Source organism: Prauserella sp. PE36 (genome assembly GCF_003311655.1).
GTDB classification, from domain to species: Bacteria; Actinomycetota; Actinomycetes; order Mycobacteriales; family Pseudonocardiaceae; genus Prauserella_A; species Prauserella_A endophytica.
This window is the reverse complement of sequence record NZ_QEQT01000034.1, coordinates 141,932-168,729: the sequence shown is the minus strand read 5'-3', so window position 1 is coordinate 168,729 and position 26,798 is coordinate 141,932. Positions and strand designations below refer to the sequence as shown.

19 protein-coding genes and 1 tRNA gene are annotated in these 26,798 nt (G+C 70.7%); 11 read left to right on the top strand and 9 right to left on the bottom strand.

Annotation, left to right across the window (positions count from 1 at the left end):
* Positions 1–9: 9 nt before the first annotated feature.
* Positions 10–1,239: a M20 family metallopeptidase gene (locus DI005_RS04210; protein WP_112265121.1), complete on the bottom strand. Its 1,230-nt coding sequence runs from the start codon at positions 1,237–1,239 to the stop codon at positions 10–12.
* Positions 1,240–1,312: 73 nt separating this feature from the next.
* Between DI005_RS04210 and DI005_RS04205 the strand changes: the two genes are divergently transcribed.
* From DI005_RS04205 to DI005_RS04190, 4 genes are all read left to right on the top strand, one after another.
* A complete protein-coding gene (locus tag DI005_RS04205; RefSeq protein WP_112265119.1) occupies positions 1,313–1,795 on the top strand; it encodes a tRNA adenosine deaminase-associated protein in 483 nt (160 codons plus the stop codon).
* Positions 1,792–2,277 (top strand): nucleoside deaminase, encoded by a 486-nt coding sequence (locus DI005_RS04200; protein WP_112265117.1) that lies wholly within the window; start codon positions 1,792–1,794, stop codon positions 2,275–2,277. The genes DI005_RS04205 and DI005_RS04200 overlap by 4 nt, the downstream gene beginning before the upstream one ends.
* Positions 2,278–2,300: 23 nt before the next feature.
* A tRNA-Ser gene (locus DI005_RS04195) sits at positions 2,301–2,388 on the top strand.
* Positions 2,389–2,523: 135 nt separating this feature from the next.
* The gene (locus DI005_RS04190) at positions 2,524–5,364 is read left to right on the top strand and encodes a PQQ-dependent sugar dehydrogenase (protein WP_113641304.1); all 2,841 of its coding nucleotides are present in this window, start codon (positions 2,524–2,526) and stop codon (positions 5,362–5,364) included.
* 52 nt (positions 5,365–5,416) lie between these two features.
* On the opposite strand, the gene DI005_RS04185 is transcribed toward DI005_RS04190, so the two are convergent.
* On the bottom strand, positions 5,417–7,849 hold the full coding sequence (locus tag DI005_RS04185) for a LuxR family transcriptional regulator (RefSeq protein WP_199542498.1): 2,433 nt from the start codon (positions 7,847–7,849) through the stop codon (positions 5,417–5,419).
* Positions 7,846–9,081 carry an Hsp70 family protein gene (locus DI005_RS04180; RefSeq protein WP_113641303.1) on the bottom strand — a complete coding sequence of 412 codons (1,236 nt, stop codon included), beginning with the start codon at positions 9,079–9,081 and terminating at the stop codon, positions 7,846–7,848. The genes DI005_RS04185 and DI005_RS04180 overlap by 4 nt, the downstream gene beginning before the upstream one ends.
* A 251-nt stretch (positions 9,082–9,332) precedes the next feature.
* Here DI005_RS04180 and DI005_RS04175 point away from each other — a divergent pair, with 251 nt between their 5' ends.
* The 4 genes from DI005_RS04175 (at position 9,333) to DI005_RS04160 (ending at position 16,423) form a co-directional block, all read left to right on the top strand.
* Positions 9,333–10,754, top strand: coding sequence for an IniB N-terminal domain-containing protein (locus tag DI005_RS04175; RefSeq protein WP_113641302.1), 1,422 nt, complete (start codon positions 9,333–9,335; stop codon positions 10,752–10,754).
* 96 nt (positions 10,755–10,850) lie between these two features.
* Positions 10,851–12,653: a dynamin family protein gene (locus DI005_RS04170; RefSeq protein ID WP_113641301.1), complete on the top strand. Its 1,803-nt coding sequence runs from the start codon at positions 10,851–10,853 to the stop codon at positions 12,651–12,653.
* Positions 12,650–13,909, top strand: coding sequence for a GTPase (locus DI005_RS04165; protein WP_113641300.1), 1,260 nt, complete (start codon positions 12,650–12,652; stop codon positions 13,907–13,909). The genes DI005_RS04170 and DI005_RS04165 overlap by 4 nt, the downstream gene beginning before the upstream one ends.
* A gap of 126 nt (positions 13,910–14,035) precedes the next feature.
* Positions 14,036–16,423 (top strand): endonuclease/exonuclease/phosphatase family protein, encoded by a 2,388-nt coding sequence (locus DI005_RS04160; RefSeq protein ID WP_233519984.1) that lies wholly within the window; start codon positions 14,036–14,038, stop codon positions 16,421–16,423.
* Position 16,424: 1 nt separating this feature from the next.
* Here the strand turns inward: DI005_RS04160 and DI005_RS04155 are convergent, their stop codons facing one another.
* From DI005_RS04155 to DI005_RS04130, 6 genes are all read right to left on the bottom strand, one after another.
* Positions 16,425–16,790 carry a hypothetical protein gene (locus tag DI005_RS04155; RefSeq protein ID WP_113641299.1) on the bottom strand — a complete coding sequence of 122 codons (366 nt, stop codon included), beginning with the start codon at positions 16,788–16,790 and terminating at the stop codon, positions 16,425–16,427.
* Positions 16,783–19,542: an FtsK/SpoIIIE domain-containing protein gene (locus DI005_RS04150; RefSeq protein ID WP_113641298.1), complete on the bottom strand. Its 2,760-nt coding sequence runs from the start codon at positions 19,540–19,542 to the stop codon at positions 16,783–16,785. The genes DI005_RS04155 and DI005_RS04150 overlap by 8 nt, the downstream gene beginning before the upstream one ends.
* 7 nt (positions 19,543–19,549) lie before the next feature.
* Positions 19,550–19,795, bottom strand: a complete 246-nt coding sequence (locus tag DI005_RS04145) for a hypothetical protein (protein WP_112265101.1) — start codon at positions 19,793–19,795, stop codon at positions 19,550–19,552.
* Between the two features lie 2 nt (positions 19,796–19,797).
* A complete protein-coding gene (locus tag DI005_RS04140; protein ID WP_110340774.1) occupies positions 19,798–20,058 on the bottom strand; it encodes a hypothetical protein in 261 nt (86 codons plus the stop codon).
* 485 nt (positions 20,059–20,543) lie between these two features.
* Positions 20,544–21,392, bottom strand: a complete 849-nt coding sequence (locus tag DI005_RS04135) for a DUF2182 domain-containing protein (protein ID WP_112265099.1) — start codon at positions 21,390–21,392, stop codon at positions 20,544–20,546.
* On the bottom strand, positions 21,368–22,024 hold the full coding sequence (locus DI005_RS04130) for a DUF1326 domain-containing protein (RefSeq protein ID WP_112265097.1): 657 nt from the start codon (positions 22,022–22,024) through the stop codon (positions 21,368–21,370). The genes DI005_RS04135 and DI005_RS04130 overlap by 25 nt, the downstream gene beginning before the upstream one ends.
* A 486-nt stretch (positions 22,025–22,510) precedes the next feature.
* On the opposite strand from DI005_RS04130, the gene DI005_RS04125 reads away from it, so the two are divergent.
* The 3 genes from DI005_RS04125 (at position 22,511) to DI005_RS04115 (ending at position 25,907) form a co-directional block, all read left to right on the top strand.
* Positions 22,511–23,869 (top strand): aldehyde dehydrogenase family protein, encoded by a 1,359-nt coding sequence (locus DI005_RS04125; protein WP_199542495.1) that lies wholly within the window; start codon positions 22,511–22,513, stop codon positions 23,867–23,869.
* 190 nt (positions 23,870–24,059) lie between these two features.
* Entirely contained in the window at positions 24,060–24,902 is an 843-nt protein-coding gene (locus tag DI005_RS04120) for an oxidoreductase (protein ID WP_113641296.1), read from the top strand.
* Between the two features lie 120 nt (positions 24,903–25,022).
* Positions 25,023–25,907 (top strand): helix-turn-helix domain-containing protein, encoded by an 885-nt coding sequence (locus tag DI005_RS04115; protein ID WP_113641295.1) that lies wholly within the window; start codon positions 25,023–25,025, stop codon positions 25,905–25,907.
* Positions 25,908–26,798: the final 891 nt, after the last annotated feature.

Here is a 26,798-nt window from a genome sequence, read left to right as displayed (position 1 = left end):
CCTGCCGCATCAGCGCAAGGCGTCCAGTGCGAAGGCCGCGTACATCGCCACGCCGTTCGCCATCGCGGCCTCGTCGTAGTGGACCCGGTTCGAGTGGTTGGGCGCGGCCTCGTCCGGTGTGGTGTCCGGCGGGCACGCGCCGAGGAACGCGAACGCGCCCGGCACCCGTTGCAGCACGTAGGAGAAGTCCTCTGCCCCCATGATCGGGTCGGGCATCTCGACGGCGTTGTCCGCGCCGAGTACCTCTCCGGCGAGGGCGAGCACCCGCGACGCCTCCTCCGCGTCGTTGACGGTCGTGGGGTAGCCGGGCTCGATGTCGGGCAGGACGCGGCAGCCGTGCGCTGCCGCGACACCCTCGCACACCTTGTGCAGCTCGGCGTGCACGAGTGAGCGTGTGCGCTCCGACAGCGTGCGGATGGTGCCCTCCAGCACGGCCGTCTCCGGGATGACGTTGGTGGTGGTGCCCGCCTCGATCCTGGTCACCGACAGCACGGCGGGGTCGAAGACACCGATCCGGCGCGTGATCATCGTCTGCAGCGCGCCGACCATCGCGGCCGCCGCGGGCACCGGGTCCACGGCGTTCTGCGGCATCGAGCCGTGCCCGCCCCTGCCGGTGACCTTGACGTGGAAGCTGTCGGCCGAGGCCATGATCGGCCCCGGCCTGGTGGCGATCCGCCCGCTCGGCAGGTTCGCGAAGATGTGCAGCCCCAGCGCGCGTTCCACGCGCGACCCCGCGGCGTCGAGCACACCCTCGTGGATCATGTGCCTGGCTCCGTGATAGCCCTCTTCGCCGGGCTGGAACATGAACACCACCGAGCCGGCCAGCTCCTCGGTATGTCCCGCGAGCAGGCGCGCCGCCGAGGCGAGCATCGCGACGTGCGTGTCGTGGCCGCACGCGTGCATCGCACCGGCTACTTCGGACGCGAACTCCGCGCCGGTGTCCTCGGGCATCGGCAGCGCGTCCATGTCGCCGCGCAGCAGCACGGCGGGTCCCGGACGCGCACCACGCAGCACGGCCGTGACCGAGGTGGTCGAGCGACCGCGCGTGATCTCCAGCGGCAGGTCGTCGATGGCCGCCAGCACCGCTTCCTGCGACCGGGGCAGGCTCAGCCCGATCTCCGGATGCCGGTGCAGCCGCCTGCGCAGAGCGATCGTCGTCGGCTGAAGGGCCTCGGCTTCGGCACGCAGCCCGGCGAAGCGGGCGTCCGGCAGGGAGGGCAACTCGGTGGGTCCCGTCATGGCTCGATATTGACACGGACCCGGTTGTGGTTTCGGCGATCGGGGAGGGGGCCTGCGGGTATACGGTGGGCCCATGGCGGTGAAGGAGCCGATCACGGGGTTCGCGGTGGCCGTCGTGCGCGAGGACGGCAAGTGGCGGTGCAGTCCGCTCGACACGGCCGCTCTCAGCGAACTGGATGCCGCGATCACGGAGCTGCGGAAGTTGCGCTCGACCGGAGCGGTCTTCGGCCTGCTCGCCGTCGATGACGAGTTCTTCGTCATCGTCCGGCCGACGCCTGGAGGCGCGGCGCTGCTGCTCTCCGATGCCGCGGCGGCGCTGGACTACGACATCGCGGCCGACGTGCTGGACCTGTTGCGCGTCGACCCGCCCGACGAGGACGACGACGTGATCTGGCCGGAGGGCGACCTCGAGGTGCTGGCCGATCTCGGCATGCCCGGCCCCGAGCTTGAGGTCATCGTCAACGAGGTCGAGCTGTACCCGGACGAGCAGCTGCAGATGATCGCCCAGCGCTGCGGGTTCGCCGACGAGTTCGGCAAGCTGCTCGACGACCTGTGAGGCCCGAAGACACCGATGCCGTCCGGGCGGCCATCCGCGCGGCGCGGCGCGCGCGGGGCACGGAGGACGTCCCGATCGGGGCGGTGGTCCTCGCCCCCGACGGCACCGAGCTGGCCGGTGCGCACAACGCCCGAGAGGAGCTCGGCGACCCCACCGCGCACGCCGAAGTGCTGGCGCTGCGGGCGGCGGCGAGCCGCTTCGGCGACGGCTGGCGGCTGGAGGGCTGCACGCTCGCGGTGACGGTGGAGCCGTGCACGATGTGCGCCGGCGCGTTGGTGCTCGCACGCGTGGCTCGGCTCGTGTTCGGGGCGTGGGAGCCGAGGACGGGCGCGGTCGGCTCGCTGTGGGACGTGGTGCGCGACCGGCGGCTGAACCACCGGCCGGAGGTGGTCGGCGGGGTCCTCGCCGAGGAGTGTTCGGCGCTGCTGGAGGACTTCTTCGCAGGCAGGCGCGCACCCGGCGACCCATTCGAAGCGCGTTGAGCCGATGCAGTATCGTATCCGGCGGTAGCGTGTCCGAGCGGCCGAAGGAGCACGACTCGAAATCGTGTGACGGGTGACCCCCGTCCGTGGGTTCAAATCCCACCGCTACCGCTCTCGATCGGGGCGGGCATTCCCATGCGGATGCCCGCCCCGATCGCATTTCTATGGGCTACCTGTTGTGGTCACAGTCGAATTACTTCACCCAGTCAGGTGAAACATTCTCACTCGATCTAGCGAAAAGCGGGCATGTCGTCCGCATGGAAGCGTTCGTTCTCGCGCGCGTTTGCGCTGTTCGGGGTCACCCTCATGGCCGTCGGCTTGCTCGTCGGCTTCGCTCCTCGCCAGGCCGCGGCCGCGCCGGCGCTGCCCGACGGATTCGTGCTCAGGGACCAGCAGAGCGGCCAGGACGCCTTCGACCTGACCGATTTCGCCTACCTGCCCGACGGCAGCGTGCTGACCACCGGCAAGCGCGGCAAGCTCGCCTGGGTCTCCGCGGACGGCTCCCGCACGAGGACGGTCGCGACGCTCCCGGTGGAGCCCGTGCAGGACATGGGCCTTGTCGGCCTCGCCGTCGCGCCCGACTACGAGACCTCGCGCAGGATCTACCTCGCGCGCTCGGTGCCCACCGGCGGCGGCGCCTACAACATCCGCCTCGCCGCCTGGACCGTCACGGGCTCCGGTGAGCCGACGGGCATCACCGGCGAGACCACGCTGCTGCAGGTGCCGGGCGACGCCACCGTGCACGGCATCACGGGCATCATCGCCGCCGCCGACGGCACGCTCTGGGTGTCGATCGGCGACGTCGCCCACTTCGTCGGCACCGACACCAGAGCGCTGCGCGCGCTCGACGTCAACGCCGTGCAGGGAAAGATCCTGCACATCCTCCCCAACGGCAACGGCGTGCCGGGCAACCCGTACTACGACGCCGCGAACCCCGGCTCGGCCAGGAGCAAAGTGTTCGCCAGCGGTTTCCGCAGCCCGTTCCGGTTCTCGCTCGACCCTCGCACCGGACACCCCGTGGTCGGCGACGTCGGCTATCAGACGTGGGAAGAGGTCGACCTCGTGAAGCCCGGCGCGAGCTACGGCTGGCCGTGCTGGGAGGGCAACTCGCGCACGCCCGGCTACAGCAGCCTCGCCGCGTGCACGGGCGTCGGCAACACACCGCCGCTCGTGGCCTACCGCCACGGCAGCGCCATCGACCAGGGCAACAGCGTCACCGGCGGCGTCTTCTACACCGGCACCTCCTACCCCGAGCAGTACCGGAACACGTACTTCTTCGGCGACTACGTCGGCAAGAAGCTGTGGACGATGCAGTTCACGCCGCAGGGCACCGTGACGAGGCCGATTGAGAACCCGCCGTTCGGCCTCGACATCGGCGGCCCGGTGAAGTTCGCGACCGGACCGGGCGGTGACATCGTCTACGCCGACATCCTCTCGGGCCAGCTGCGCAGGCTGAGCTACGTGCCGGGCAACTCCGAGCCGGTGGCGAAGGCGTCCACCAGCACCGACCCGGCCACCCGCACGGTGACCTTCGACGCCTCCGAGTCGATCGACTACGACGGCGACCGGCTCACGTACAGATGGGACTTCGGCGACGGCACCACCGGCACCGGCGTGCGGGCCACGCACACCTACCCGTCGACGCCGGACAGGTTCACCGCTCGGCTGACCGTGACCGACCAGCTGGGGCTGGCCGCGAGCCTCGACATCACCGTGGTGCCCGGCAACTACGCCCCCGTGATCACACCCGTGACCCCGGAGGGGCTCGATTTCGCCGTCGGCGAGCAGGTCCGGGTGACGGTGAACGCGACGGACGCCGAGGACGGCCCCCTCGACGTGGAATGGACCAGTGCCGTCGTGCACTGCGCGGAGGAGGACACCTGCCACGTGCACAGCGGCCCCGCGGCTGCGGGTCCGACGATCACCATGCCGTTCACCGACCATCCGGACTCGCGGATGGAGTTCACGGCCAAGGCGACCGACAGCGACGGAGTGTCCACGACATACACCTACGTCGCCGCGCCGAGGGAACACCGCGTGACGCTCACCAGCAACGTGCCGACCGCGCTGCAGATGCCCGACGAGGGGGTCGGCGGCAGCACCGCGATGGTCACCGAGGGCGCGCTGCTGAAGATCGAGGCCGCGGTCACGGCGAGCGACGGGCTCTCGAAGTTCGCGAGGTGGACCGACGGCCCGGCCACAGCGAGTCGCACGATCACCATGGGCGACAGTGATCTGACGCTCAACGCCGAGTACACGACCCCGGTGCAGCAGCGCTACGACTCTGATCCCGGGCTGCGCTCGGTGCTCGGCTCCCCCGTGGGACCCGAGGTGATCGAGGGCGGTGTGTACTACCAGCCGTACGCCAACGGGCGCCTCTACTGGTCGGCGTCGACGGGCACGAAGGCCGTCATCGGCGCGATCCACGACAAGTACGTCGCGCTCGGCGCGCACCGGACGCTCGGCCCGCCGATGACCGACGAGACGGCGACCCCGGACCGCGTCGGCCGGTACAACCACTTCGCCGGCCTGCCCGGCGGTGGCCCGGCGTCCGTCTACTGGACACCGAGCACCGGTGCCCACGGCATCTGGGGCGAGATCCGCAAGAAGTGGGCCTCGCTCGGGTGGGAGAACGGGCCGCTGGGCTACCCGACCACCGACGAGACGGCGACGCCGGACGGTCGTGGGCGGTACAACCACTTCTCCAAGACCGGGTCGATCTACTGGACCGCGGCCACGGGTGCGCACGGCATCTGGGGCGAGATCCGCAAGCGTTGGGCGGCGCTGGGCTGGGAGAACGGGCCGCTTGGCTACCCGACCACGGACGAGCGCGTGACGCCGGACGGTCGTGGGCGGTACAACCACTTCTCCAAGACCGGGTCGATCTACTGGACCGCGGGCACCGGTGCCCGCGACATCTACGGTGCGATCCGGACCCGCTGGGCCGCGCTCGGGTGGGAACGTTCCTACCTCGGTTACCCGACGAGCGGCGAGTTCGCCGTCACGGGCGGGCGCAGGAACAACTTCCAGCACGGCTACATCCAGTGGACCGCCTCGACGGGAGCCGTGATCGACCGGAGGTACTAGCCGACTGCAGTGAAGGCCACCTTCACTGCGTTCAACGCAGGCATGGTGGCCTTCACTGCGGGCGAGAGGCGAGCAGGGCGCGGAGCTGGGCCAGCAGGTCGCTGCGGCTCGTGGCGCCGAGGCGCTGGCGCATGCGGGCCATGTGGTGTTCGACGGTCTTCGCCGAGATGAACAGCTGGTCGCCGACCTGCTTGTACGTCATGCCGGACACGACGAGCTCGGCGACCTGGGCCTCGCGCTCGCTCAGCTTCGGGGCGCCGCCCGCGTCGGTCACCGCCTCGCCGGGCTCGCGGCCCCGCAGTTCACGGGCACAGTCCAACAGCGACACCATCGCGGAGCGGTCCGTGGTGCGGATCGCGGCCTGGCCCGCCAGTCGCGCCGCGTCCCAGCGGAGCCCGTTGTCGTAAAGCCCCCGCGCCGCCGACTCGACCCGGTCGGCGTCGACCTCGCCCGCCACCACGTGCAGCCAGCAGTCCGCGGCCGCGGCCACCACGGCGTGAAACGGGCTGTGCCCCGCGGCCGAGGTCAGCGCGGTGACATGCTCGCGGGCCTCGTCGGACTGCTCGGCCATGATCGCCGCGTGCAGACCGCTCCAGTGCAGCGGCGCTGTCCACAGTGCAGGGTTGCCCAGCGAGTCGAGCAGCCGCCACGCCTGGCGCAGGTGGTGGGCGAGCCGCTCGCGGTCGCCGAGCCGCGCGGCCGCCACCGCGAGCTCACCGAAGGGCAGCAGTGTGAACAGGTCGACGGGATGCCGGATGACGGCGTCGCACGCCTCGCCCCAGACGGTGCGCAGGCCGGCGAGGTCGCTCGTCCGGCGCGCGAGCGCGGCCCGCAGGCCGGCGGCGAACAGCCAGTCGCGCGGCGACAGATCGGTGCCCGCCGCGGCGAGACGCTCCGCCGCGAGCTCGGTGTTGCCGCGCAGCACGGAGATCCAGCCGAGCAGCAGCCGGTGGCGCGGGGCCAGCGCGGCGCCGCCGGACTCCGCCGCGACGGCCCGCTCCAGCAGTGTCTCGGCTACCCCCAGCTCGCCACAGTGGATGCCGACGAGCGCACCCAGTGCGGACGGGCTGTCGGGCAGCAGGGCCGATCGGCCCACGGGCTCCAGCATCTCCGCCGAGCTGACCAAGGTGGACAACGCGGCGGCCGGGGGGCCCGACACCGACTCGAGCACGCCCTGCGCCGCGGCGGTCATCGAGCCGGAGAGCAGCGTCGGCGGCTCGTCGGAGTCGGCAGGCGGGTCGAGTGCCCGCTCCGCTTCGGCGAGCCGCCCGTTGCCGAGCAATCCGATGGCGGCGTACACAGTGCACAGCCGGGTGCCGGACCAGCGGAACAACTCCGCGCTGCGGGCCAGCTGACCGAGGTGCACGAGCGCGATGCCCGCCACGCGTGCGCCGTCCCTGCGGTCGCGCGCCTCCGGATCGGCGATCACCTGGTCGGCCAGTCGCGCCGCCGTGGTGAGGTCACCCGCCCGCGCGGCGGCCTCCGCCCAGCGGGTGCCGACGCCGGTCAGGGGCAGGCCAGCGGCCACGGCGGCGTCGAAGAGGCGCGCGGCCAGCGCCGGGTCGGTCCCGGCGGCCTCGTCGGCCGCCGCCTCGAACGCCGCGGCGGGTTCCGGCCCGGTGAGCCCACTGCCGAGCAGCGGCCGCACGAGCGAGAGCACGGGGCCGCGCCGGTCGAGCTGGAGCCGCACGAGCCGCTGGTAGACGGCGAGCCGCCGGTCGGAGGGAACGAGCGCGGCGAGCGCGCGCCTCGCGATGGGCAGCAGCGTGCCGTCGGGGCCGAGGAGCCCGGTCGAGCGCGCGGCGTCGACGGCGCCGGCGACCTCGTTCTCGGCCTTGCCGAGCAGGCCCGAGAGCAGCCCGGTGTCGAGCCCGGCGCCGGCCTCGGCGGCGAGCAGGACCAGGAGCGTGTCGGGCGCGAGCCTGTCGAACTCGGGGCGGAACTCCGCGAGCGCGGCCGAGGGCACCTCCGCCTCCGGCTCGAGAACACCGGCGAGGCGGCTGACGAACCCCGGCACGCCGGCGGTCTCCGCCTGCACGAACTCCGCGAGCCCGGCGTGCGCCCTTCCGAGCAGGGCCGCGATCCGGCGCCGGTCCAGCGGGCGCAGGACGATCTGACCCCGCAGCCGCGTGAGCGCGGTGTCGAGCGCGGGGGGCCTTGGCCATGGCCGGGCCGCGATCACGAGCCCGGTGCGGTCGTCGGCCGCCAGCTCACTCAGCTTGGCGAGCCCGGTGTCGCCCAGTTCGTGGGCGTCGTCCACCAGCACCAGCTCCGAGCCGCCGGTGTGCTCGCCGAAGCGGGCGACCGGCAGGTCCGAGCGGGTTCGGGCACTGGCGAGGTGGTCGAGCAACGCGGTCTTGCCATAGCCGCCGGGCGCGACGATCGCCAGCCGCGCGGGGGCGAGCCGCCCGCTCGCGACGGCCGCGCACAGCTCGCGCGTCGGCTCGTCGAGCAGCAGCTCGGTCCTGATCCCGGTAAGGCTCACCGTTCCTCGTCTCGATCGGTGGTCGAAGCCGCCTTGCGGGCCAGCGAGAACCGGCGCCGCGGCGGCTCGAGCGGCGTGATCTCCACCGGCGGTCGCTCCGGTGGCGGTTCGATGTCGTCCAGGTCGTCGCCGCGGTACACCACGGGCAGCTCGTACGAGCCCGAGACGAGCGACGTCGACGTGCTCTCCCGGGTGGGCTCCGGCTCGGGCACGGGGCGGGCGGCGAGCGCCGCGCCCCGGCACAGGGCAGTGCCGGGGTCGTGGTCGACCGCGACCGGGCACGACAGCATCGTCTCCGCGAGCTGCGCCGCGAGCGGGGTGCGCGCCGTGCCACCCACCAGCACCGCCGCGGCGAGATCCCCGGACGGCACGGTGGAGGCCAGCCGCTCGAGCGACGAGATCGCCGAGGCCAGCACGGGCCGCGCCAGCTCGTCGAACTCGCTGCGGGTGAGGGGCACGTCGTCGAGCACCGTCGTCTCGGGCACCTGTGAGAGCCGCTCCTTGGCCGCGGTGCACGCGGCGCGCAGCCGTGCCATCGCCGCCGGGTCCTTCTCGTCCGCCCCGGCGGCGCGAACCAGGTGCCGGACGAGCAGGTCGTCCAGGTGCGTGCCCGCGGCGTGCTCGGGGCCCTCGGCGTGGGCGAGCAGCTCGAAGCCGCGTGGGCCCCTGCGCAGCAGCGCGGCGTCGGTGCCCTCCCCGCCGATGCGGCAGACCGCCAGCGTCGCGCCCACGTCCACGTGCTCACGGGCGTGGTGACTCTCCGCGGCTGCGATCGGGCTCGGCAACGCCAGCACAGCGGGCAGCTGGGCGGCGTCGAGCGCCTCGTGCAGGGCCCCGCGCCGGTGCCCTGACCAGCCGGGCGGGTGGGTCACCACGATCCGCTCCGGATCGGTGCCCTCGGCGTCGGCGACGCGGTCGGCGACCCAGCCGATCAGCGCCGCGGCCAGTGTCTCGGCCGGGTACGACATGTCGCCGAGCACGAACGGGACGGCGTCGCCGGTGCGGCGCAGCGGCCCGCGGGCGATCCGGTCTGGCTCCGTGGCCGCGCGCCGGAGCGCCGCCTGACCGGTGAGGACGTCGCCGTTCGGGCCGACGTGCAACACCGAGTCGAGCCATGGGAACCCACCCCCGAGGGGGACCGTCTCGGGCCGTCCCCAGTGGGGCCCACCGGATCGGCAGACGGCCGCGGTCGTGCGCGTGGTGCCGAGATGGACACCCAGGACATAGCGCATTTTTCCGCGGTTTCCTCACTTCTTCTCTGGTGGCCGGGCCTGATGTGCGTCCTTTCGTACCAAAGGCTTGCGGCCGGATGACAGCCCCCGCCCGGCCGGAGGCCGATCCCCTAACCCCCTAACGAATCCCCCAAGGTGCGGCGCCCACAACAGGGAGTGATCCCCGATGACCGCCTCGTAGCGGAGGCATAACTTGCTCGGGTCGGCGTCCCCGAGCGCCCAGATGATCCCCCCACGAAATGGAGATTTAGTTGTCCATCCACGAGGAGCAGACGCTGCACGACTTCGTGCTCGGCCTGCTGAACGACCCCGCCTCGCGGCTCGAGTTCACCCAGGACCCGACTCACGTGCTCGAGTGCGCGGGCCTCGGTGACATCACCGCGCAGGACGTGCAGGAAGTCGTCCCGCTCGTCATGGACTACAGCGGCCAGCTGCCCGGCGCCGACGCGCTCGGTGGCGACCTCCCCGCCGACGTCGCGGGCCTGGACGGCGCCATCGCGCAGCTGCGCACCGTCGCTGACGCCGCGGGCCAGGGCCGTTCCGACGACAGCCTCGACCTCGGCGGCTTCGACGCCGAGCTCGGCGGCACCGCCGAGGGCATCGCCGGTGCGGGCGAGCTTTTCACCGACCACCTCGACGCCGTTGGCGCCGCCACCGCTTCCACCGAAGGTGGCGCGGTCGCCTCGGCCATCGACTCCGACGCCGGTTCCGGCGAGTTCGCCGGTGAGGCGAGCGAGGACGGCGCCAGCTTCGCCTCCAGCGGCGACTCGCTCCTCGGCCACTTCGCCGGCATCGGCGGCGCCGGGCTGGAGAGCTCGGGCGGCGCGCTGGCCTACGAGGGCGACGCGGCGACCGGCAGCGGCATGCTCGACGCGAGCCTCGACGGCGTGACCGGCGACCTGTCGTTCGTCACCGAGCAGGGCGGCGTCGCGGGCTTCGCCGACGGCAGCGCCGACGGTGCCGCGGGCGGCGTGGCGCTGGAGAGCGAGGCCGTCGAGGCCGAGGGCATCGCAGGCGGTTCGACCGAAGAGTTCGCCGCCGGTGGTGAGCTGGAGTCGCCGCTGGGCACCTACGGTGTCGAGTTCGCCGGCGAGCCCGCCGACGCCCCGCTGCCGGACTTCGCCACCACGGGTGACCTCGCCGGCGCCCTTGACTCGGAGAGCCTGACCCGCGGCGCCGAGCCGGCCGCCAGCACGCTCGCCACCTACGTGACCTCGGACGGTGCCGCTCTCGGTGGTCTCGCCCCGGTGCAGCTGCCCGCCGCCGAGCAGCTCCCCGCCGAGCTGCCCGCCGCCCGCGGGGACCTGCCGGCCGACATCCCGGCCGACATCCCGGCCGGTGCGGGTGACCTGCCTGTCGACCTGCCCGCCGCTCCGGCGCCGGGACTGCCGGACGTCGGCTCCGTGCCGGTGGACGTCCCCGCGGACGTGCCCGCCGAGCTGCCGACGGACCTGCCCGCAGGGCTCCCGGCCGAGCTGCCCACCGAGCTGCCGGAGCTGCCGGTGGCCAACCCGCTGCCCGCCGCCCGCGGCGACCTGCCGGCCGACACCTGCGACCCGGCCGGCACCGTCACGGACAGCGTCGGCTCGAGCCCGCTGGGTGACGTGCCGAACGCCACCGAGGCGCTGCCGACCGACGTGCCGAACACGGGTGACCTGGGCCTCGGCCTCTGAGGGCAAACTGATATCGGAGTGGTAACGAGCTGGGCTCGGGCGAATCACGGGCCCAGCTTCCACTGCGGAGAGTGACCGAGGCACACTCTTCGTCCGATGATGGCTTCGCCCTGGCTCGGCGTCCTGGATGACACCATCCAGGCGTGCGGAGCGCACGCGCGACCAGACCTGGTCGAACGCCTTCGGGCCCGCCGCGCAGAGCTGGCGGGACCGAAGGTGCGCGTGCTCGTGCTCGGCGAGTCGGGCCAGGGCAAAAGCCAGCTGATCAACGGCCTCGTCAACGCTCCGGTGTGCGCGGTCGGCGACGACGTCACCACCTCGGTGCCCGCCATCGTCCAGCACGCCGAGGCCCCGGCGGGCGCGATCGTGACCGGCGACGACGCCCGCAACCTCGAAGGCCCCGGCCGCGTCCCGACTCCCGTCGAATCGGTGACCGCGCGGGCCAACCGCGACACCGGCGCCGTGCGGGCCGAGATCGGCCTGCCGCGCAAGCTCCTCGAAACGGGCCTCGCGCTCGTCGACTCCCCGCCCATCGGTTCCCCGGCCTCGCAGCACACCCACCGCACACTCGCGGTGCTCCCGCAGGCGGACGCGGCGCTGCTCGTCTCCGACGCGACGAAGGAGCTCACCACCTCGGAGCTCGACCTGATCGGCAGGGTGCAGCGGTTCTGCCCGACCGTTGCCGTCGTGCTCACCAAGACGGACCTGGTGCCCGGCTGGCGCCGCGTCGCCGAGCGCAACCGCGCCCGCCTCCAACAGGACGGCCTGCCCGCGACCGTGATCCCGGTGTCGGCGTCCCTCCGCCTCGCCGCTGCCCGCAGCGGCGACAAGGCCCTCAACGAGGAATCCGGCTACGGCGCGCTCGTCCGGTACCTGCACCAGGACCTGATGGGCCACGTCGACCTGTTGCGCAGGCGCTCTGTCGCAGCCCTCATCCACATGACCGTCGAACAGCTCGGCGCCCCGTTGCGGGAACGGCTCGCCGAACTGCGCGAGGGCGGGACCGACGAGCTGACGGCGCGCTGGCGGGCAGCGGGCCACCGGCTGGAGGAGCTGCAGCGTGAGTCGGCGCGCTGGCAGACGGTGCTCTCCGACGAGGTCGCCGATCTCATCGCAGACCTCGACTTCGACCTGCGCGAGCGCACGCGCCGGATCCTGCGGGAGGCCGAGGAGTACTTCGAGGTCGCTGATCCGGCGAAGGACTGGCCCGAGTTCGAGGGCTGGCTGCGCGAGAACCTGCGATCGGTCGCGGAGACGAACTCGGACTGGCTGCTCGACCGGTTCGAGTGGATCGCCCGCAAGATCGCGCGGCAGGTTGCTCCCCGCAGCGGTGACGTGCTGCCGGAGGCCCTGCTGGACGCGGAGTCCCGCGACCACATCGGTGACCTGCGGATGCCGAACGTCGAACGGTTCAGCCTCGGGCAGAAGCTGTTCGTCGGCATGCGCGGCTCCTACAGCGGCCTGCTCATGTTCGGGCTGGCCACGACGTTGGCGGGCATGCCGCTCATCAACCCGATCTCGATCGGCGCCGGTGCCGCGTTCGGTGCCAAGAGTGTCTTCGAGGAGCGCGGCGCCCGGCTCAAACGGCGGCAGGCCGCCGCGAAGACGGCCGCGCACCGCCACGTGGACGACTTCTTCCTCACCTACGGCAAGCAGAGCAAGGACACGGTCCGCCTCATCCACCGCGAGCTGCGGGACCGCTGCACCGCCGTCGCACACGAGCTGCGTGCCGAGATCGCCGACACGGCCAAGCGCATCAAACAGGTCATCGACGCCGAGACCGCCGAGCGCGGCGCGAGCGCGCGTGAGCTGACCCGCGCGATCGAGCAGCTGAACCTGCTGTACCGGCGAGGGCACGCGCTCGCGACCACGCAAGCCGCCCGCGGGTTGACGGCGTGAACCTGCCGGAGCTGACCTGGTCGCTGCTCAGCCGGGCACTGGACGCGTACGCGGACAGCCCGAGGGCGACGAACTGGCTGCGCGGGCACCTCGCGCGGTTCACGGAGCCGTTGCGGCTGGCCGTGACGGGGCCGCACGGATCCGGCCGGTCGACGCTGGTGAACGCGCTCGCCGGCGAGGTCGTGGCGAACGGGCCGGAGCCCACGCGCCACCACGTGCCGGCGAGCCGTTCGCAACCGGAACTGACGTTGATCGACACCCCGCCCGTCGACGCGGAGGGCGCCGACCCGGGATCGCTCGAGCGGATCTGCCTGGAAGCCGACGCGGTGCTGCACCTGATGGGGCACCCGCACAACGCCGACCTGTCGTTCCTGCGGACGGTGCAGGACCACCCGGTGGCGAGGGCCGCGCCCGTGAACGCGCTCGTGGTCCTCTCCCGCGCCGACGAGCTCGGCGGCGGCCGGGTCGACGCGCTGATCTCGGCGCGGCAGGTGGCGCGCCGCTACCGCAGGGAGACCGAGCTGGCCGGCCTGTGCCAGGACATCGTGCCGGTGGCCGGTCTGGCGGCGCAGGCCGGCCGGACGATCACCGAGGCCGAGTTCGAGACGATCGCGGCGCTCGCCGCGGTCCCGAAAGCCGAGCTGGAGCCGCTGTTGCTGTCCGCCGACCGGTTCGCCGCCGACGAGGCTCGCGCTGCGTTGCTGTCCCGGTTCGGGCTGTTCGGCGTCCGGCTCGCGACGACCCTGGTGCGAGGTGGCGTCGACAGTCAGGCGGCGCTCGCCGCGCAGCTGCTCCAGCGCGCCGGGCTCTCCGAACTGCGCGACGCGATCACCCGGTACTTCACCGACCGCGCGAGGGTCCTCAAGGCGAGGTCGGCGCTGATCGGGCTCGATGTGGTGCTGCGGATGGAGCCCCGGCCCGCCGCGGCGCCGCTGGTGACGGAGCTGGAGCGGCTGCTGGCGGGGGCGCACGAATTCGCCGAGCTGCGGATGCTCGCGGCGCTGAACACCGGTCGAGCGCGGTTGCCCGACGGGCTCAAGGACGAAGCGCTGCGGCTGATCGGAGGCTATGGCGACGACCCGCCGTCCCGGCTGGGAGTCGCGGGCCCGGAGCCGCAACTGCGGCAGGCGGCACTCGGTGCTCTGCGGCTGTGGCAGGAGTACGCCGAGAACCCGGTGCTCGGCGCGGCGGAGCGCAGGGCGGCCCTGACCGTCGTCCGGAGCTGCGAAGCGATGGCGATGGCACCGGGCCTGTAACCGGACGGCGTGCCGCTTCCTCGAAGACGCCGGCGACGTTGCTCGTCTCGAACGTGGTCGAGACCCATTCCCGATCTGTACCCGGGAATCCTTCCTTCGTTCACCCGACTGGGTAAAGATCTCCCGGTGACCACACTCTTCCGCCGTGCGACGGTCGTCGCCACCGTGGCCGGCCTGGCCGTGATCGCCGCGCCCGCCACCGCAGCCCCCAGCTCAGGCCCGGTGATCGCCGAGGTCTACGGCGGGGGCGGCAATTCCGGTGCCACCCTGACCAACGACTTCGTGGAGCTGGCGACCGTGGGAACGGCGCCGGCGAGCCTCGACGGGCTGAGCGTGCAGTACCTGCCGGGTTCGCCGAGTCCTTCGAGTCGCTGGCAGTCGACCGCGCTGAAGGGCAGCGTCGAGCCGGGCGGGAGCTACCTGGTGGCCCAGGCCAAGGGCTCTGGCGGCACGGTCGCCCTGCCGGAGGCCGACGCGGTGGGCTCCATTTCGATGGCCGCCGGGTCGGGCACCGTCGCGCTCGTGGCGGGAACGACGCCGCTGACGTGCCTGACCGCCGCCGACTGCGCGGCCGACTCCCGGATCGTCGACCTCGTCGGTTACGGCAGCGCGGTGGTGCGGGAGACGAGGCCCGCGCCCTCGGCGAGCAACACGACGTCCGTCGCGCGCGCGGCCCTGACCGACACCGACGACAACTCGGCCGACTTCGCCGCAGGCGACCTGACGCCGGTCAACGCGGCTGGCGAGGAACCCGGCGGTGGCGCGCCCGAGCCCACCGACGCCCGCATCCACGACGTGCAGGGCACCACGCGGCTGTCACCGCTGACCGGCGAGACCGTGCGGGTGCCAGGCATCGTCACGGCAACGCGGGCCTTCGGGTCCGCGCGCGGTTTCTGGTTGCAGGACCCCGAACCCGACGACGACCCCCGTACCAGCGAGGGGATCTTCGTCTTCACCGGTTCGAGCACACCCTCGGTGGCGCCCGGCGACGCGGTGACGGCCACCGGCCGGGTCGCGGAGTACTACCCGGCCTCGGGTGCGCAGTCGCTCACCCAGCTGACGGGTGCCACGTGGACGGTCGAGTCCCGCGGCAACGCGGTCCCCGAGCCGCGGGCCGTCACCGAGGACACGCTTCCCGGCGAGCTGGCACCGCAACCGGGCGGCAACATCGAGGGGCTGCCGCTGGAGCCGGAGAAGTACTCGCTGGACTTCTGGGAGGCGCACGAGGGTGAGCTCGTGAGCGTCACCGACGTGCGCGCGGTGAGCCGCAGCACCGACTACAACGAGCTGTACGTGACGACCAAGCCGGACCAGAACCCGAGCGCGCGCGGCGGTGCGGTCTACCTCGGCTATGACCGGCCCAACACGGGAATCGTCAAGATCGAGTCGCTGATCCCGTTCTCCCAGCGGCCGTTTCCGCAGGCCAACACCGGCGACACGCTCGCGGGCGTGACGTCGGGCCCGGTCGAGTACGACAGCTTCGGCGGCTACACGCTCATGGCCAACGTGCTGGGCGAGGTCAAGGACAACGGGCTCGAGCGAGAGGTCACGCGCAAGCAGCGGGCCGGTGAGCTCGCCGTGGCGACCTACAACGTCGAGAACCTGTCCGCCGTCGACGACCAGGTCAAGTTCGACGCGCTCGCCCGCGGTGTCGTGGAGAACCTGGCGGCGCCCGACATCGTGACGCTGGAGGAGATCCAGGACAACAACGGAGCCGAGGGTGTCGAAGACGGTGTGGTCGCGGCGGACCGGACGCTCGACCGGTTCGTGGACGCGATCGTGGCGGCCGGCGGTCCCCGGTACGAGTGGCGGCAGATCGATCCCCAGGACCTGACCGACGGCGGCGAGCCCGGTGGCAACATCAGGGTGGGCTTCCTGTTCAACCCCAAGCGCGTGTCCTTTGTGGATCGCCCAGGTGGTGACGCCACGACGCCCGTCGAGGTCGTTCGCAAGGCCGGCAAGGCGCGGCTGTCGATCTCGCCCGGCCGGGTCGACCCTGGCAACGACGCGTGGGAGGACAGCCGCAAGCCGCTGGCCGGCGAGTTCCGGTTCCACGGCCGGACGGTGTTCGTGGTCGCGAACCACTTCGCGTCCAAGGGCGGCGACCAGCCGACGCACGGCGTCAACCAGCCGCCGGTCCGCGGCTCCGAGGTGCAGCGACTGCGGCAGGCCGAGGTGCTGCGCGGGTTCGTGGACGAGCTGCTGGCCGCCGACCGCGGGGCCAACGTCGTGGTGGCGGGCGATCTGAACGACTTCCAGTTCTCGCCGACGATCGGCAAGCTCCGCGGTCCGCTGGAGGTCCTCGTCGACACCCTGCCGGAGCGGGAGCGCTACGGCTACGTCTTCGACGGCAACTCCCAGGTGCTCGACCACATGCTGATCTCGCGGGCGCCCTACGGCGTCGACTACGACGTGGTGCACATCAACGCCGAGTTCGCCGAACAGGCCAGCGACCACGACCCGCAGGTGGTGCGCTTCCGGCCGGGCGGCTGGTGGTCGTGGTGGTGGCTGTGAGTTACCGCGCGCGCCAGCCGAGCTTGAGGATGGCCTGCGTCAGCTCGTGGTAGGCGGGTCGGACGTCCTCGGCGTAGCGGTGGAGCCATTCGCCGCGCGCCGAGGCCGCCGGCTCCGGCGGAGCCCCCACTTCCAGCCAGGACAGCCGGGACACGTTGTCCTTCGCCATGCGCCACCAGCGGTTCGCCCGGTCGGTCATGGCTCGTTCGCGTTCCTCGGCGGCCGTGACGGCCTCCGCCCTGGCCGCGATCTCGCCGTTCAGCTGCTCCGCCCTGGCGAGCTCCCAGGTGCGGAGATCCTCGGCCGCTTTGCGGGCAAGGCCGATGATCTCCTTGTACCGCATCGCGGCGGTCGGTTCGTCAATCATCGGACGGCTCCGTGCGGTGGAAGGGGATGATCACTTCGGGCGACGAGTGGGTTGTCCGGTCGAAGAACAGCGCCCGATCCTGCCGCGGCGACCAGTGCACCACCTGGCCGGCGCAGAACGGCGCGAGCTCGTTGCCCTGCACGTCCAGCGCGGCCCACGCGCCGATGTCGTCGGTGCCCGCGAAACCGAGGGTGTCCTTGAGCCGGGCGACACCACGCCACCAGCCGAGGACGTGCAAACCTCGGCCGGGCCCCTGCTTGAGCAGCGTGCGCAGGTGGTCGAGGCCGCTCTGTTTGCCCGGCTCCTTGTGCTCCAGCGCGGGCAGGGCGGCATCCACGCCGTAGAGCACCAGGATGCGCGGCGTGTCCAGGTCGGCCAGCGCGGCTGCGGAGGTGGTCACCACCTCGGTGAGGTCGTCGGCGGCGATGAGGCCGGCCTTGTGCCCCTCCGCGACGAGCCGGTCGGTCAGTTCCCTGACCGCGGGCAGGCACCGGTCCACCAGGCAACACAGCACGAACTCCACGTCGCCCTGCCGGTACTGCCGGGCCAGTGAACGGGTCGCGGAGTCCAGGATCGACAGTGCCTCCTTGGCGCTCGTGCCCAGCACGGCGAGGTTGCGGCCGGGCGAAGCGGACAGCTCCACGCTGTGCGCCGTGTCGGCGACGTCGATGGACTGACCCACGAGCGCGCGCGGCCGCTCCGCTGGAGCGAGCGAGGTGAACGCGGCCGACTCCTCAAGTGCCGGAGCGTGCGCGCCGTCGAACAGCCTGGGCTGCCCGTGCCCGGCGTAGGCCTGCCACAGTTCCCGTTGCAGCGCGGGGAACACGCCCTTGCCGCTGGCGTCGGGCACGTGTGCGAGCTGGTTGCCGTGCGCGATGCCCGAGTCGTGGTTGACCACCGCGTGCCATTTGGGCGCGGTGACGGCGGCCTGGTTGGTCTCTGCGAGCACGCGGCGAGCCTTCGGCATCGCGATGCGCAGGGTGCACTGCTCGAACACCGCCGGTTTGCCCCAGAACGCATCGATGCCGGCGATGTCCTGGCTGGCCAGGATCAAGTGGATCCCCTGCGAGCGGCCCCGGCGGGCGAGGTCCTCCAGCAGCGAGGTGGCGAGCGAGGTGACCGTGTCCCGCTCGGCGAAGAGGTACTGGAACTCGTCGATCACGGCCACGATGCGCGGCCAGTGGCCCCCGGGGTCCTGTTCCCGCAGCTCGGCGAGGTTGGTCACCTCGTGGTCCTTGGCCGCGGCCGAGCGCCTCCGCAGTTCGTCGGCGAGGAACCGCAGCAGCGCGAGCCCGAACTCGCGGTCGGTGTTGACGTTGACACCCACCAGCCGGGCGTGCGGCAGCCAGCTCTCGTCCTTGCGCCCCGGCGCCAGGCCCGCGAACGACACGCCTTCCTTGAAGTCCAGCAGGTACAGTGCGAGCTCGTCCGGCGAGTAGCGGGCGGTGAGGCTGCCGAGCAGCGCGTAAAGGAAGTTCGTCTTGCCGGATCCGCTCGGTCCGCCGATCAGCGCGTGCGGGGTGGCGTCGCCGATCACCACCTCCACCGGCTCGCCCTCGAAGAAGCCGACGGGGGCGCGGAGCTCACGGGCCGAACTCTCGCGGCCGTACTCGGTCGGGAGCAGGTCGGCGAAGGAGCGCGGGCCGCCCTGCTTGGCCACGAGCGCCTCGGCGATGCGACCGGCGGCCGTGGTGACCTGGCCGGACGGCAGCGGCGGATCGAGCGTGACCACGAGGTCGGAGCCCGTCATGCTCGTGAGCGCGTGCCGTTCGCCGAGCATGCTGATCGTTTCCACGGAGCCACCGAGAACGGTGGGAACGTCCACCAGAATGAGTGAGATCCCGGCGTCCAGCGCGCCGCTCGCGACCCGTTTGAGGTCGCGGATCTGCTCGGGATGCAGGTCCTCGCCGTTGCCGTAGAGCACGGCGATGCGCCACGGCTCCGCCCGCTTGCCGGTCGCCGTGCGCAGTGCACGCAGTGACGGGAAACCGGCCTGCATGGTGTGGCTGTGGATGCGGCGGATATGCCCGGCGAACTCGTCGAGCAGGTCGACGAGCCGGGTGGGGTCGTGCACCGTGACCGCGCTGGTGCGGCTCAGCGCGTAGAAGCTCGGCAGCACGGCGGTGAGCTGGCCGACGTCCCACAGGTGGATCTTCACAGCGCCGGGCTCGAACGTGCTGAGCACCCGCATCAGGAGGTTCTCCACGATCGCGTCGACGGCGGGCCTGGTGTTCGGTGCCGACGTGATCGCGAGGTGGGACTCGTCCAGCAGCGGAACAGCGACGTCGAACGTCAGCTCCGTGCCCGGGGTGCGCCCGGCGGCCGAACCGTCCACTGTGGAAGTTCCGATGCGCCAGAGCTGCGGCGCGGAGACGCCCGGCGACGATCCGACACGACCGAGCCAGTCACCGGGTGGCCGACCGGCCGGGCCGGGGGCGCTGGCGGCGACGAGTTCGCGCAACCGGTTCGGTCCGTCAGCCCACTCCCGGTAGAACTCGCTGCGAACGCTGCGTAGCCAGGACAGGACCTCCGCCATGGCGGGGTCGTTGGCGCGCTCGGCGATCTGGGGGTCGTGGGCGGCCCGCTCGAACCCGGTGCGCACGACGAGCTGCTCGAGCTGGAGCCTGGCCAGCTCGTACTCCGCCGTCTCCCGGGCGTTGCGGGCCGCTCCGAGGGCCAGTCCGATCTGCTGCCGCAGGTGATCGAGCGCCGTCGTCACCCGCGCGCGTTGCTCGCCGGCCTTCCTGCCCATGTGTCGCCTACAGCCTCGCCTCGTAGTTGCTCAGCAGCTCGCCGGCGCCGGCGAGCCGTCCGGTCTCGGTATCGAGTTGCTCGAGCGCGCGGCCCAGCTGGGGCGGAAGCCACGGCTGGGCCTGAACCTGCGCGTCGACCATGACCCTGCGGTATTCCTCCAGCAGTTCCTTCGCTCGATCGGTGTGCGCGCGGGCATCGGAGAGCCCGCTGTGGACCTCGGCGAGCGACTGGCGCAGCTGGTCGAAGGACATCGCTAGAGCCGGGCGGAATAGTTCTCGGCGGACGAGATGCAGGCCTGGATGGTGCTCTGGGTGCCGTTGATGCCCTGCAGCGCTTCGGCCAGCAGGCCGTGAGCCTGGTTCACCTCCTGCTGGGTGCTGCCGGACGTCGCCATCGCCAGCGTCTGCTGGGCTTCTTCGAGAGACTGGGCGGCCTGCTGCAGTGCGGCAATGCCAGCGGAAGCCTTCTCGTTCGCGAGGGCGATCCCCGCGCGGATCTCTTCCACACCGGGCATGGGGCGGACTCCTTGATGAAGTCGGGTCTATCGGTAACAAACTTAGCGTGACCGATCGACTCCGGACAGATGAAGGTGGGGGACGTGCTGGTTACTCTGTGCGCCCGCCTACGAGAGAACGCCGGAGCCCAGAAGGGGTTCCGGCGTTCTGCTCAGCGCGCGGAGGATGCGGGATTCGAGCCCGTGAGGGGCGTTACACCCGACACGATCTCCAGTTCCGCATCCAGATGTCCACACCGACTCTGGCTTCGCTGAGCCGGAGTCCGTGCGACGGCAGAGACACTAGTAGACAGGTGGTACGGGCATGAACTGAGCCCCGAACTGAGCGCCGTCCCGCAAGGTCTGTTGCGATCGGGCTCGACCCATGGCTCCGGGGCGCTCAAGGTGTGATCGTTACCACAGGTTCTGAGGCGAAGCCAGACTTCTGTTGGATCGGCGTACAGCGCACTGCCCGTCCTGAAGGGCTCGGGCGGGGCACCGGCGGTTCAGGCCAGCAGGGCGGGGTGCGCCAGGAGGACGATCGCCGTGACGATGAGCAGGCCGCCAACCACCCGACTGACCAGCTCGCCATGTCGGGTGACCTTCTCCAGTGCGACGACGACCGCGAGCACGGCCATCCAGACCAGGTTCATCATTCCGGCGGCGAGCAGCACCGCCATCAGCGCCCAGCAGCATCCCAGGCAGTACGCGCCATGGCTGAGCCCGACCCGAAGGACACCGAAGCGGCCGTGCACCGCCGTCTTGCTGTGTTCGAGCAGCAGCGCCATCGGCGATCGACAATGTCGCAGGCACACCCGCTTCAACGGGGTCAACTGATAGACCCCGGCGACCAGCACCACCATTCCGCCGGCCCGCACGGCGGTCAGGCTGGGGCCGGTCACGACCGTCTCCAGCCCCCGCACGAACGCGAACGCCGCGATCCCCACTGCGGCCCACACGATGAAGTAGCCGACGAACAGGCCGTCGCCGCGCACGCCGCGGCTGCGGAGGAGTCGGCGCATGCCCAGGCTGAACGGCACGATGCTCGGCAGCATCATGGCCGCCATCATCACGACCCACACTGCGAGGAACAGTGCCGCTTCCCAGGGCCACGGCCGCATCGCGACGTCCATCTCGTTCATCGTGGGCCCGCCGGTCAGGACCCCGATGCGCATGTCCGCGGTCGCGAGCCGGCTCGTGAGTACCCAGGCGGCGGCCGCGAGCGCCAGTAGCACGACCACCAGCAGGGCCTCGGCGCGTGACCATTGCCGCATCAAGTCCGCACGCGACGTGCCACCGTGCGCCGCACCATCCGGGCCCGGTCGCGCGGTCATGCCGCGTCCGGTCCGCTCCACTCGAACGGGATGAGCTTGCTGGAGTTGCCGCTGCGCTCCCAGCGGAAGCCGAACGCGTCCGCGAATTCCTCGGTGACCCGGCCCCACACCGCTGGCGGTTGCCCAGGGCCCACCTCGGCGCCCGGAAGGTTGTGGACCTCCACTCGTGTGCCCGGCCCGCTCGTGGGTCCGGTCAGCGCCGCGACCCGCGCGGTCGCCTTACCGGGGATGCTGACGCTCCAGTCGGAATAGTCATCGGCGATCGACGCCTCGATGGCGGCGAACTCCATGCCGCGCATCTCACCGCCGAACATCTCGTTGAACTGAGCGGGCCAGCCCCCGGCCTGGCCGCCGAAGATCGTCTGCAGGGCGCCGCGCTGCGCCTCGTCGGCGCGCTCATCCAGGAATATCGCGCCGTAGGCGTCGCTGTGTTCGCCCCACACGTTGCCGACGAAGGACGCAAGCATCACGACGTTCAATCCGTCGAGTCGTGCCTCGCCGTAATTGCCGTCGCGAACATGCCACAAAAGGACACCGTCGCAATCGCCGTAGGTCGGCGGCTGGGCGAATGAACACGGGCACGGAATCGCGCATTTGCAGGCGTCAAACCACACCCCACGCAAGCGCCACGGCTGTACGGACAGATCAGTCATCGCCACACCCTCCCTTCGGGAATCAACCTACGTCGCATCAGTGTCCCTCCCGCCCCTCGCCCGAACAAGCGACGGACCGTCCGCGAAAACTATTCGCCAGGCGCATGTCAGATCGATTGTTTTTGACACGCAGAACAATTCGACCATTACTGGCGAGCGACCAATCAAGATTGTTGCCAGCGTGACCGTCGTCCGTTCGGCCGCGAAGCGACGGCCCAGTCTCGCAATACCTGTGGAGGGGTCGCTCCCTGTCTACCGCATGAGGGTGGCACGGGTGTTCCTACGCAGGGCACACCTGGGAAATCGTGTCTCTGGATGGCTTTCTGGGCCGGTTCCAGTATGGAAGCCGATCAGGTTTGGCGCGCCGGGACAACCGGTTCGTGCCGCGACCCTGTTCCTGTCAACGAAAGTTGGTTAGTCATCGTGCGTGAGCATAATGAGCTGTATCTAGACGGCGCTTGGCGTGCCCCGCTTGACCCGACGGTCATGGAGCTCGCAGACCCGGCCACTGGAAATCTCAACGCCCGGGTGGTGCTAGGTGGTGAGGCAGATGTCGACGCCGCCGTCGCCGCTGCAGAGCGAGCGTTCGTCTCGTACTCGCAGACGACTCCGCAGGAGCGGATCGCGCTGCTGGAGCGGGTGCTGGTCGAGTACGATGCGCGGTCTGAGGATCTGGCGCAGGCAGTCACCGAGGAACTGGGCGCGCCACTGGCGCTGGCTCGGGGCGCGCATGTGCCCTCCGGCCGGGTGCAGATCGCCACAGCGATCGAGGTTCTGAAGTCCTACGAGTTCACCGAGATGCGTGGAGAGACCTGCATCCGCAAAGAAGCACTCGGCGTCGCCGGGCTGATCACTCCGTGGAACTTCCCGGTTCTTCAGCCGGTCGGCAAGACCATGTCCGCCCTGGCCGCCGGGTGCACGGTAGTGCTCAAACCGGCTCAGCTGACACCGTACTCCGCGATCATCCTGGCGGAGATCATGGAAGCGGCCGGTGTCCCGGCTGGGGTGTTCAACCTTGTCAACGGTCGCGGTTCGGTAATCGGCGCGAGCTTGAGCTCACACCCGGGTGTCGGCATCGTATCGTTCACCGGTTCACTCGCGGCGGCCACTCAGGTGGCGATCGCTGCGGCACCGACGGTCAAGCGCGTCACCTCCGAGCTGGGTGGGAAGTCCCCGCACATCCTGCTGCCCGATGCCGATCTGGACGTGGCCGTGGATACTGCGATGACCTGGCTGATGGCCGTGACGGGTCAGCTGTGCAGCGCCCCGAGCCGCACCCTGGTGCCCCGGGCGCGGCTCGAGGAGTTCCTCTCCGTCTTGGTTCCGGTGGTCGAGAACATCGTCGTCGGCGACCCGCGCGCCGAGGACACCACCATGGGTCCGCTGATCTCCGCCGAGCAATGGAACACCGTCCAGGGCTACATCCGCCAGGGCCTGGACGAAGGTGCCCGCTTGGTGACCGGCGGGCTGGGCAAACCGGCCGGGCTGGAAGCAGGTCATTTCGCCAAACCGACCGTGTTCGCAGACGTCGAGAACTCCATGACCATCGCCCGGGAGGAGATCTTCGGCCCGGTGATGTCAGTGATCGCCTACGACACCGTCGACGAAGCGATCGAGATCGCCAACGACACCCCCTTCGGACTCGCCGCCTACGTCACCGGCGAGGATCTGCAGGCGGCCCGCGCGGTGGCGGAGCAGATCAGGGTCGGCTACGTCATGATCAACGACGCCGAGTTCGACTGGTCAGCACCCTGGGGCGGCTACAAGCAGTCCGGTAACGGACGCGAATTCGGGCTCGACGGCATGACCGAGTACCTGGAGACCAAGGTCATCCGCGGCGGTTGACCATCGCAGCCGCCGATCTCAGGGCTCTCCCAGGCCAGACACCATGGCTCGTCCCGTCAGCAAACCGGACGGTGGCGGGCCATGGGCGTCCGGCCGTTCCTATGGAAATCCTTCCCTGGCTGAGTCGATCGGAAGCGACCAGCCTGAGAAAACCACCACGCATGGTCCCTCGTTTTTCTAGGAGTAGTTCATGACTACTTGGTTCATCACTGGCGCTTCGCGCGGCTTCGGCCTCGAGATCGCCCGTCAGGCACTGGATCGCGGCGACAACGTCGTGGCCACTGCCCGTGATCCCGAGCCCGTGAAGGAAGCACTGCCCGGGTACGGTGCCCGCCTGCTTGCGGCCGGACTCGATGTCACTGACGAAGCACAGGCACGTGCGGCGGTCACCGCCGCGGTCGAGGCCTTCGGTTCGATTGATGTTCTGGTCAACAACGCCGGACGCGGCCTGCTGGGCGCGGTGGAAGAGTCCTCCGATGCCGCGGTCCGCGCGATCTACGACATCAACGTCTTCGGCCTGCTCAATGTTACCCGCGCAGTGCTGCCCGTCATGCGCGCTCAGCGCTCGGGCCGAATCCTCAACGTCAGCTCCCTGGGCGGCTTCAGCAGCTCGGCAGGCTTCGGGATCTACTGCTCCACCAAGTTCGCTGTGGAGGGGATCTCTGAGGCCATGCACGCCGAACTGGCGGGGCTGGGCATCGCGGTGACAGTGGTCGAACCGGGCTACTTCCGCACCGACTTCCTCGACGACCGGAGCCTGCACACCGAGGACACCGTGATCGATGACTACGCGAGCACCGCTGGTGTGGTTCGCGGGGCGGTCCCCGGCCTCAACCACGCCCAGCCCGGTGACCCCGTCAAAGGCGCCACCGCCTTCCTGACTCTCGCCGATGCGGCTGCTCCGCCGTTGCGTGCCCAGCTGGGCAGCGACTGCCTGGAGGAGCTAGACCGCAAGATCACCCAGCTGCGCACAGAATCGCAGGCCTGGCGGGACTTGGCGCTCTCTACCGACCACGACGACGCACTGGTCTGAGCGGAAGGACGGCAGGTGTTCCTCCGGAGGTGGCGACTCCTCCGTGATCGTCGCCTCCGGATGGAAGTAAACGCAGGATGGGCACGTTGGGGGAAGAAGAGTCCAGGAGAAGGGGAGGCCGTGACCGAACTGGGTGATTATCTGCGCTCGTGCCGGGCCCAGGTGAGCCCCGAGGCCGCCGGAATACCGAGTTCCGGGCATCGCCGGGTACCAGGGCTGCGGCGCGAAGAGCTGGCCATGCTGGCAGGGGTCAGTGTGGACTACATCGTGCGCCTCGAGCAGGGCAGAGCGAAAACCGCATCACCGGAAATTCTCCTGGCCCTGGCACGCGCACTCGACCTGCGCGCCGACGAACAGGAGTATCTGCTGCGGTGCGCGGCCGAGGCCACCAGCTCGTCGGCTACGCGGGCGGACACGGCGGCGCCTGCCGCGCAGCGTGTGTCCACCGCCATCCGCGTCCTGCTGGACAGCATGACCGGCGTGCCCGCGCTGGTGTTGGGGCGGCGGATGGACATCATCGGGTGGAATGCCTTGGGGGCGGCGCTCATCACGGACTTCGGTGCACTGGCGCCGCAGAATCGTAACCACATCTGGTTGACGTTCCTGGACCCGCGAGTCCGCGGGCTCTACCGCGATTGGGAGAAGGTTGCCCAGGAGTGCGTCGCTTACCTCAGGATGGATGCCGGCCGCTACCCCGAGGACCCGGCGCTGGCCCGCCTCATCGGAGAGCTGTCCATTAAGGACGAGGACTTCCGCCGCTGGTGGTCTACCCACCGTGTCCGCGCCCAACGCTCCGGCCGCAAGGAGTTCCTCCACCCCACCGCAGGGGAACTCTCCTTGGACTTCCAAGTCCTCGACGTCCGCGGTACAGCCGACCAAACTCTACTCATCTACACGGCTGAACCGCACTCACGCTCCGCACAGGCCCTCACCTTCCTCAGCGGATGGGCCGAGACCAATCACGAACCCTCAGCAAACACTGCCAGGCAATACACCAGGAGCTGACGGGGAACCCCGCGCAGCGGACAGGCAGTGCAGTTGCTCGACTGTGGTGACCGGCTCGCAGCGGCAAGCACTCGCGCTCACTGGGGCGCATCGGTCGACCTGACAGTATCGGCACCAGCCCCGGCCAGCTGTCACACTGCCGATACCCCAGGCCGAGCGAGCCTGCCCGCCACGGATCAGTGCTGAACCGCGACGGGTTTGATGGGGGCTCGGCCGGAATCGCATCGACTCGGCGGCGACGGCCCGAGCGCAACAACTCCAGAAGGCAGGCCACCGGCAGGTCTGGACAAGAAGCGTCGCTTGACAGCACCACCTAATCGCGGTTGCGGCGCGTGTGCCATGCACCTGGTGCGGCAATCCGCTGTCACGCCGTTCGGCGCGCGACAGGAGCCGAGGCGTAGCGGATTCCTCCGGGCCTTCGACGTAGAGCACGAACCAACCGCAGTCGTCGCGCTCGCGCGGCAGGCCTTCGGACACCGGGGAATGACTGTGACTGGACGTTTACGACCCTCCGGGGCCGGCCGATTGACCCAACTGACGACCACAAAGCCTGGAAGGCACTGTTCCGCACTGCGGGAGTCAGCGAGATTGCACGACGCCCGCCACGCGGCTGCGACGGTCCTCTCCTCGTCCTGAGGGTGCCGTTGCCGGCTGTGATGGAGCTCATGGGCTCGTCGGACGCTGCCGTGGCAAAGCGGTGTATGCGCGTGAATGACGAGGTGGTCAGGGTGTCGCCCACGAGGTTGGCGGCCACATCTGGGTAACGGCGGTGACGACGATGATCACGAAGCCGCAGGATGGTGCCGCCCCCGGCCTGATGTGCTCGTGGCGGCGTTGCCGCCGTCCCGTCGCGCAACAGGCACGACTTGAGCGCCAAACTGAGCCCCATGC

What these genes read in the sequence shown, in the direction of transcription:
- DI005_RS04140 (WP_110340774.1), bottom strand. Translation starts at nt 20,058, where the DNA reads ATGCCCGGTGTGGAAGAGATCCGCGCGGGGATCGCCCTCGCGAACGAG.
- DI005_RS04190 (WP_113641304.1), top strand. Translation starts at nt 2,524, where the DNA reads ATGTCGTCCGCATGGAAGCGTTCGTTCTCGCGCGCGTTTGCGCTGTTC.
- DI005_RS04130 (WP_112265097.1), bottom strand. Translation starts at nt 22,024, where the DNA reads ATGACTGATCTGTCCGTACAGCCGTGGCGCTTGCGTGGGGTGTGGTTT.
- DI005_RS04120 (WP_113641296.1), top strand. Translation starts at nt 24,060, where the DNA reads ATGACTACTTGGTTCATCACTGGCGCTTCGCGCGGCTTCGGCCTCGAG.
- DI005_RS04125 (WP_199542495.1), top strand. Translation starts at nt 22,511, where the DNA reads ATGGAGCTCGCAGACCCGGCCACTGGAAATCTCAACGCCCGGGTGGTG.
- DI005_RS04145 (WP_112265101.1), bottom strand. Translation starts at nt 19,795, where the DNA reads ATGTCCTTCGACCAGCTGCGCCAGTCGCTCGCCGAGGTCCACAGCGGG.
- DI005_RS04155 (WP_113641299.1), bottom strand. Translation starts at nt 16,790, where the DNA reads ATGATTGACGAACCGACCGCCGCGATGCGGTACAAGGAGATCATCGGC.
- DI005_RS04150 (WP_113641298.1), bottom strand. Translation starts at nt 19,542, where the DNA reads ATGGGCAGGAAGGCCGGCGAGCAACGCGCGCGGGTGACGACGGCGCTC.
- DI005_RS04180 (WP_113641303.1), bottom strand. Translation starts at nt 9,081, where the DNA reads ATGCGCTATGTCCTGGGTGTCCATCTCGGCACCACGCGCACGACCGCG.
- DI005_RS04210 (WP_112265121.1), bottom strand. Translation starts at nt 1,239, where the DNA reads ATGACGGGACCCACCGAGTTGCCCTCCCTGCCGGACGCCCGCTTCGCC.
- DI005_RS04205 (WP_112265119.1), top strand. Translation starts at nt 1,313, where the DNA reads ATGGCGGTGAAGGAGCCGATCACGGGGTTCGCGGTGGCCGTCGTGCGC.
- DI005_RS04170 (WP_113641301.1), top strand. Translation starts at nt 10,851, where the DNA reads ATGATGGCTTCGCCCTGGCTCGGCGTCCTGGATGACACCATCCAGGCG.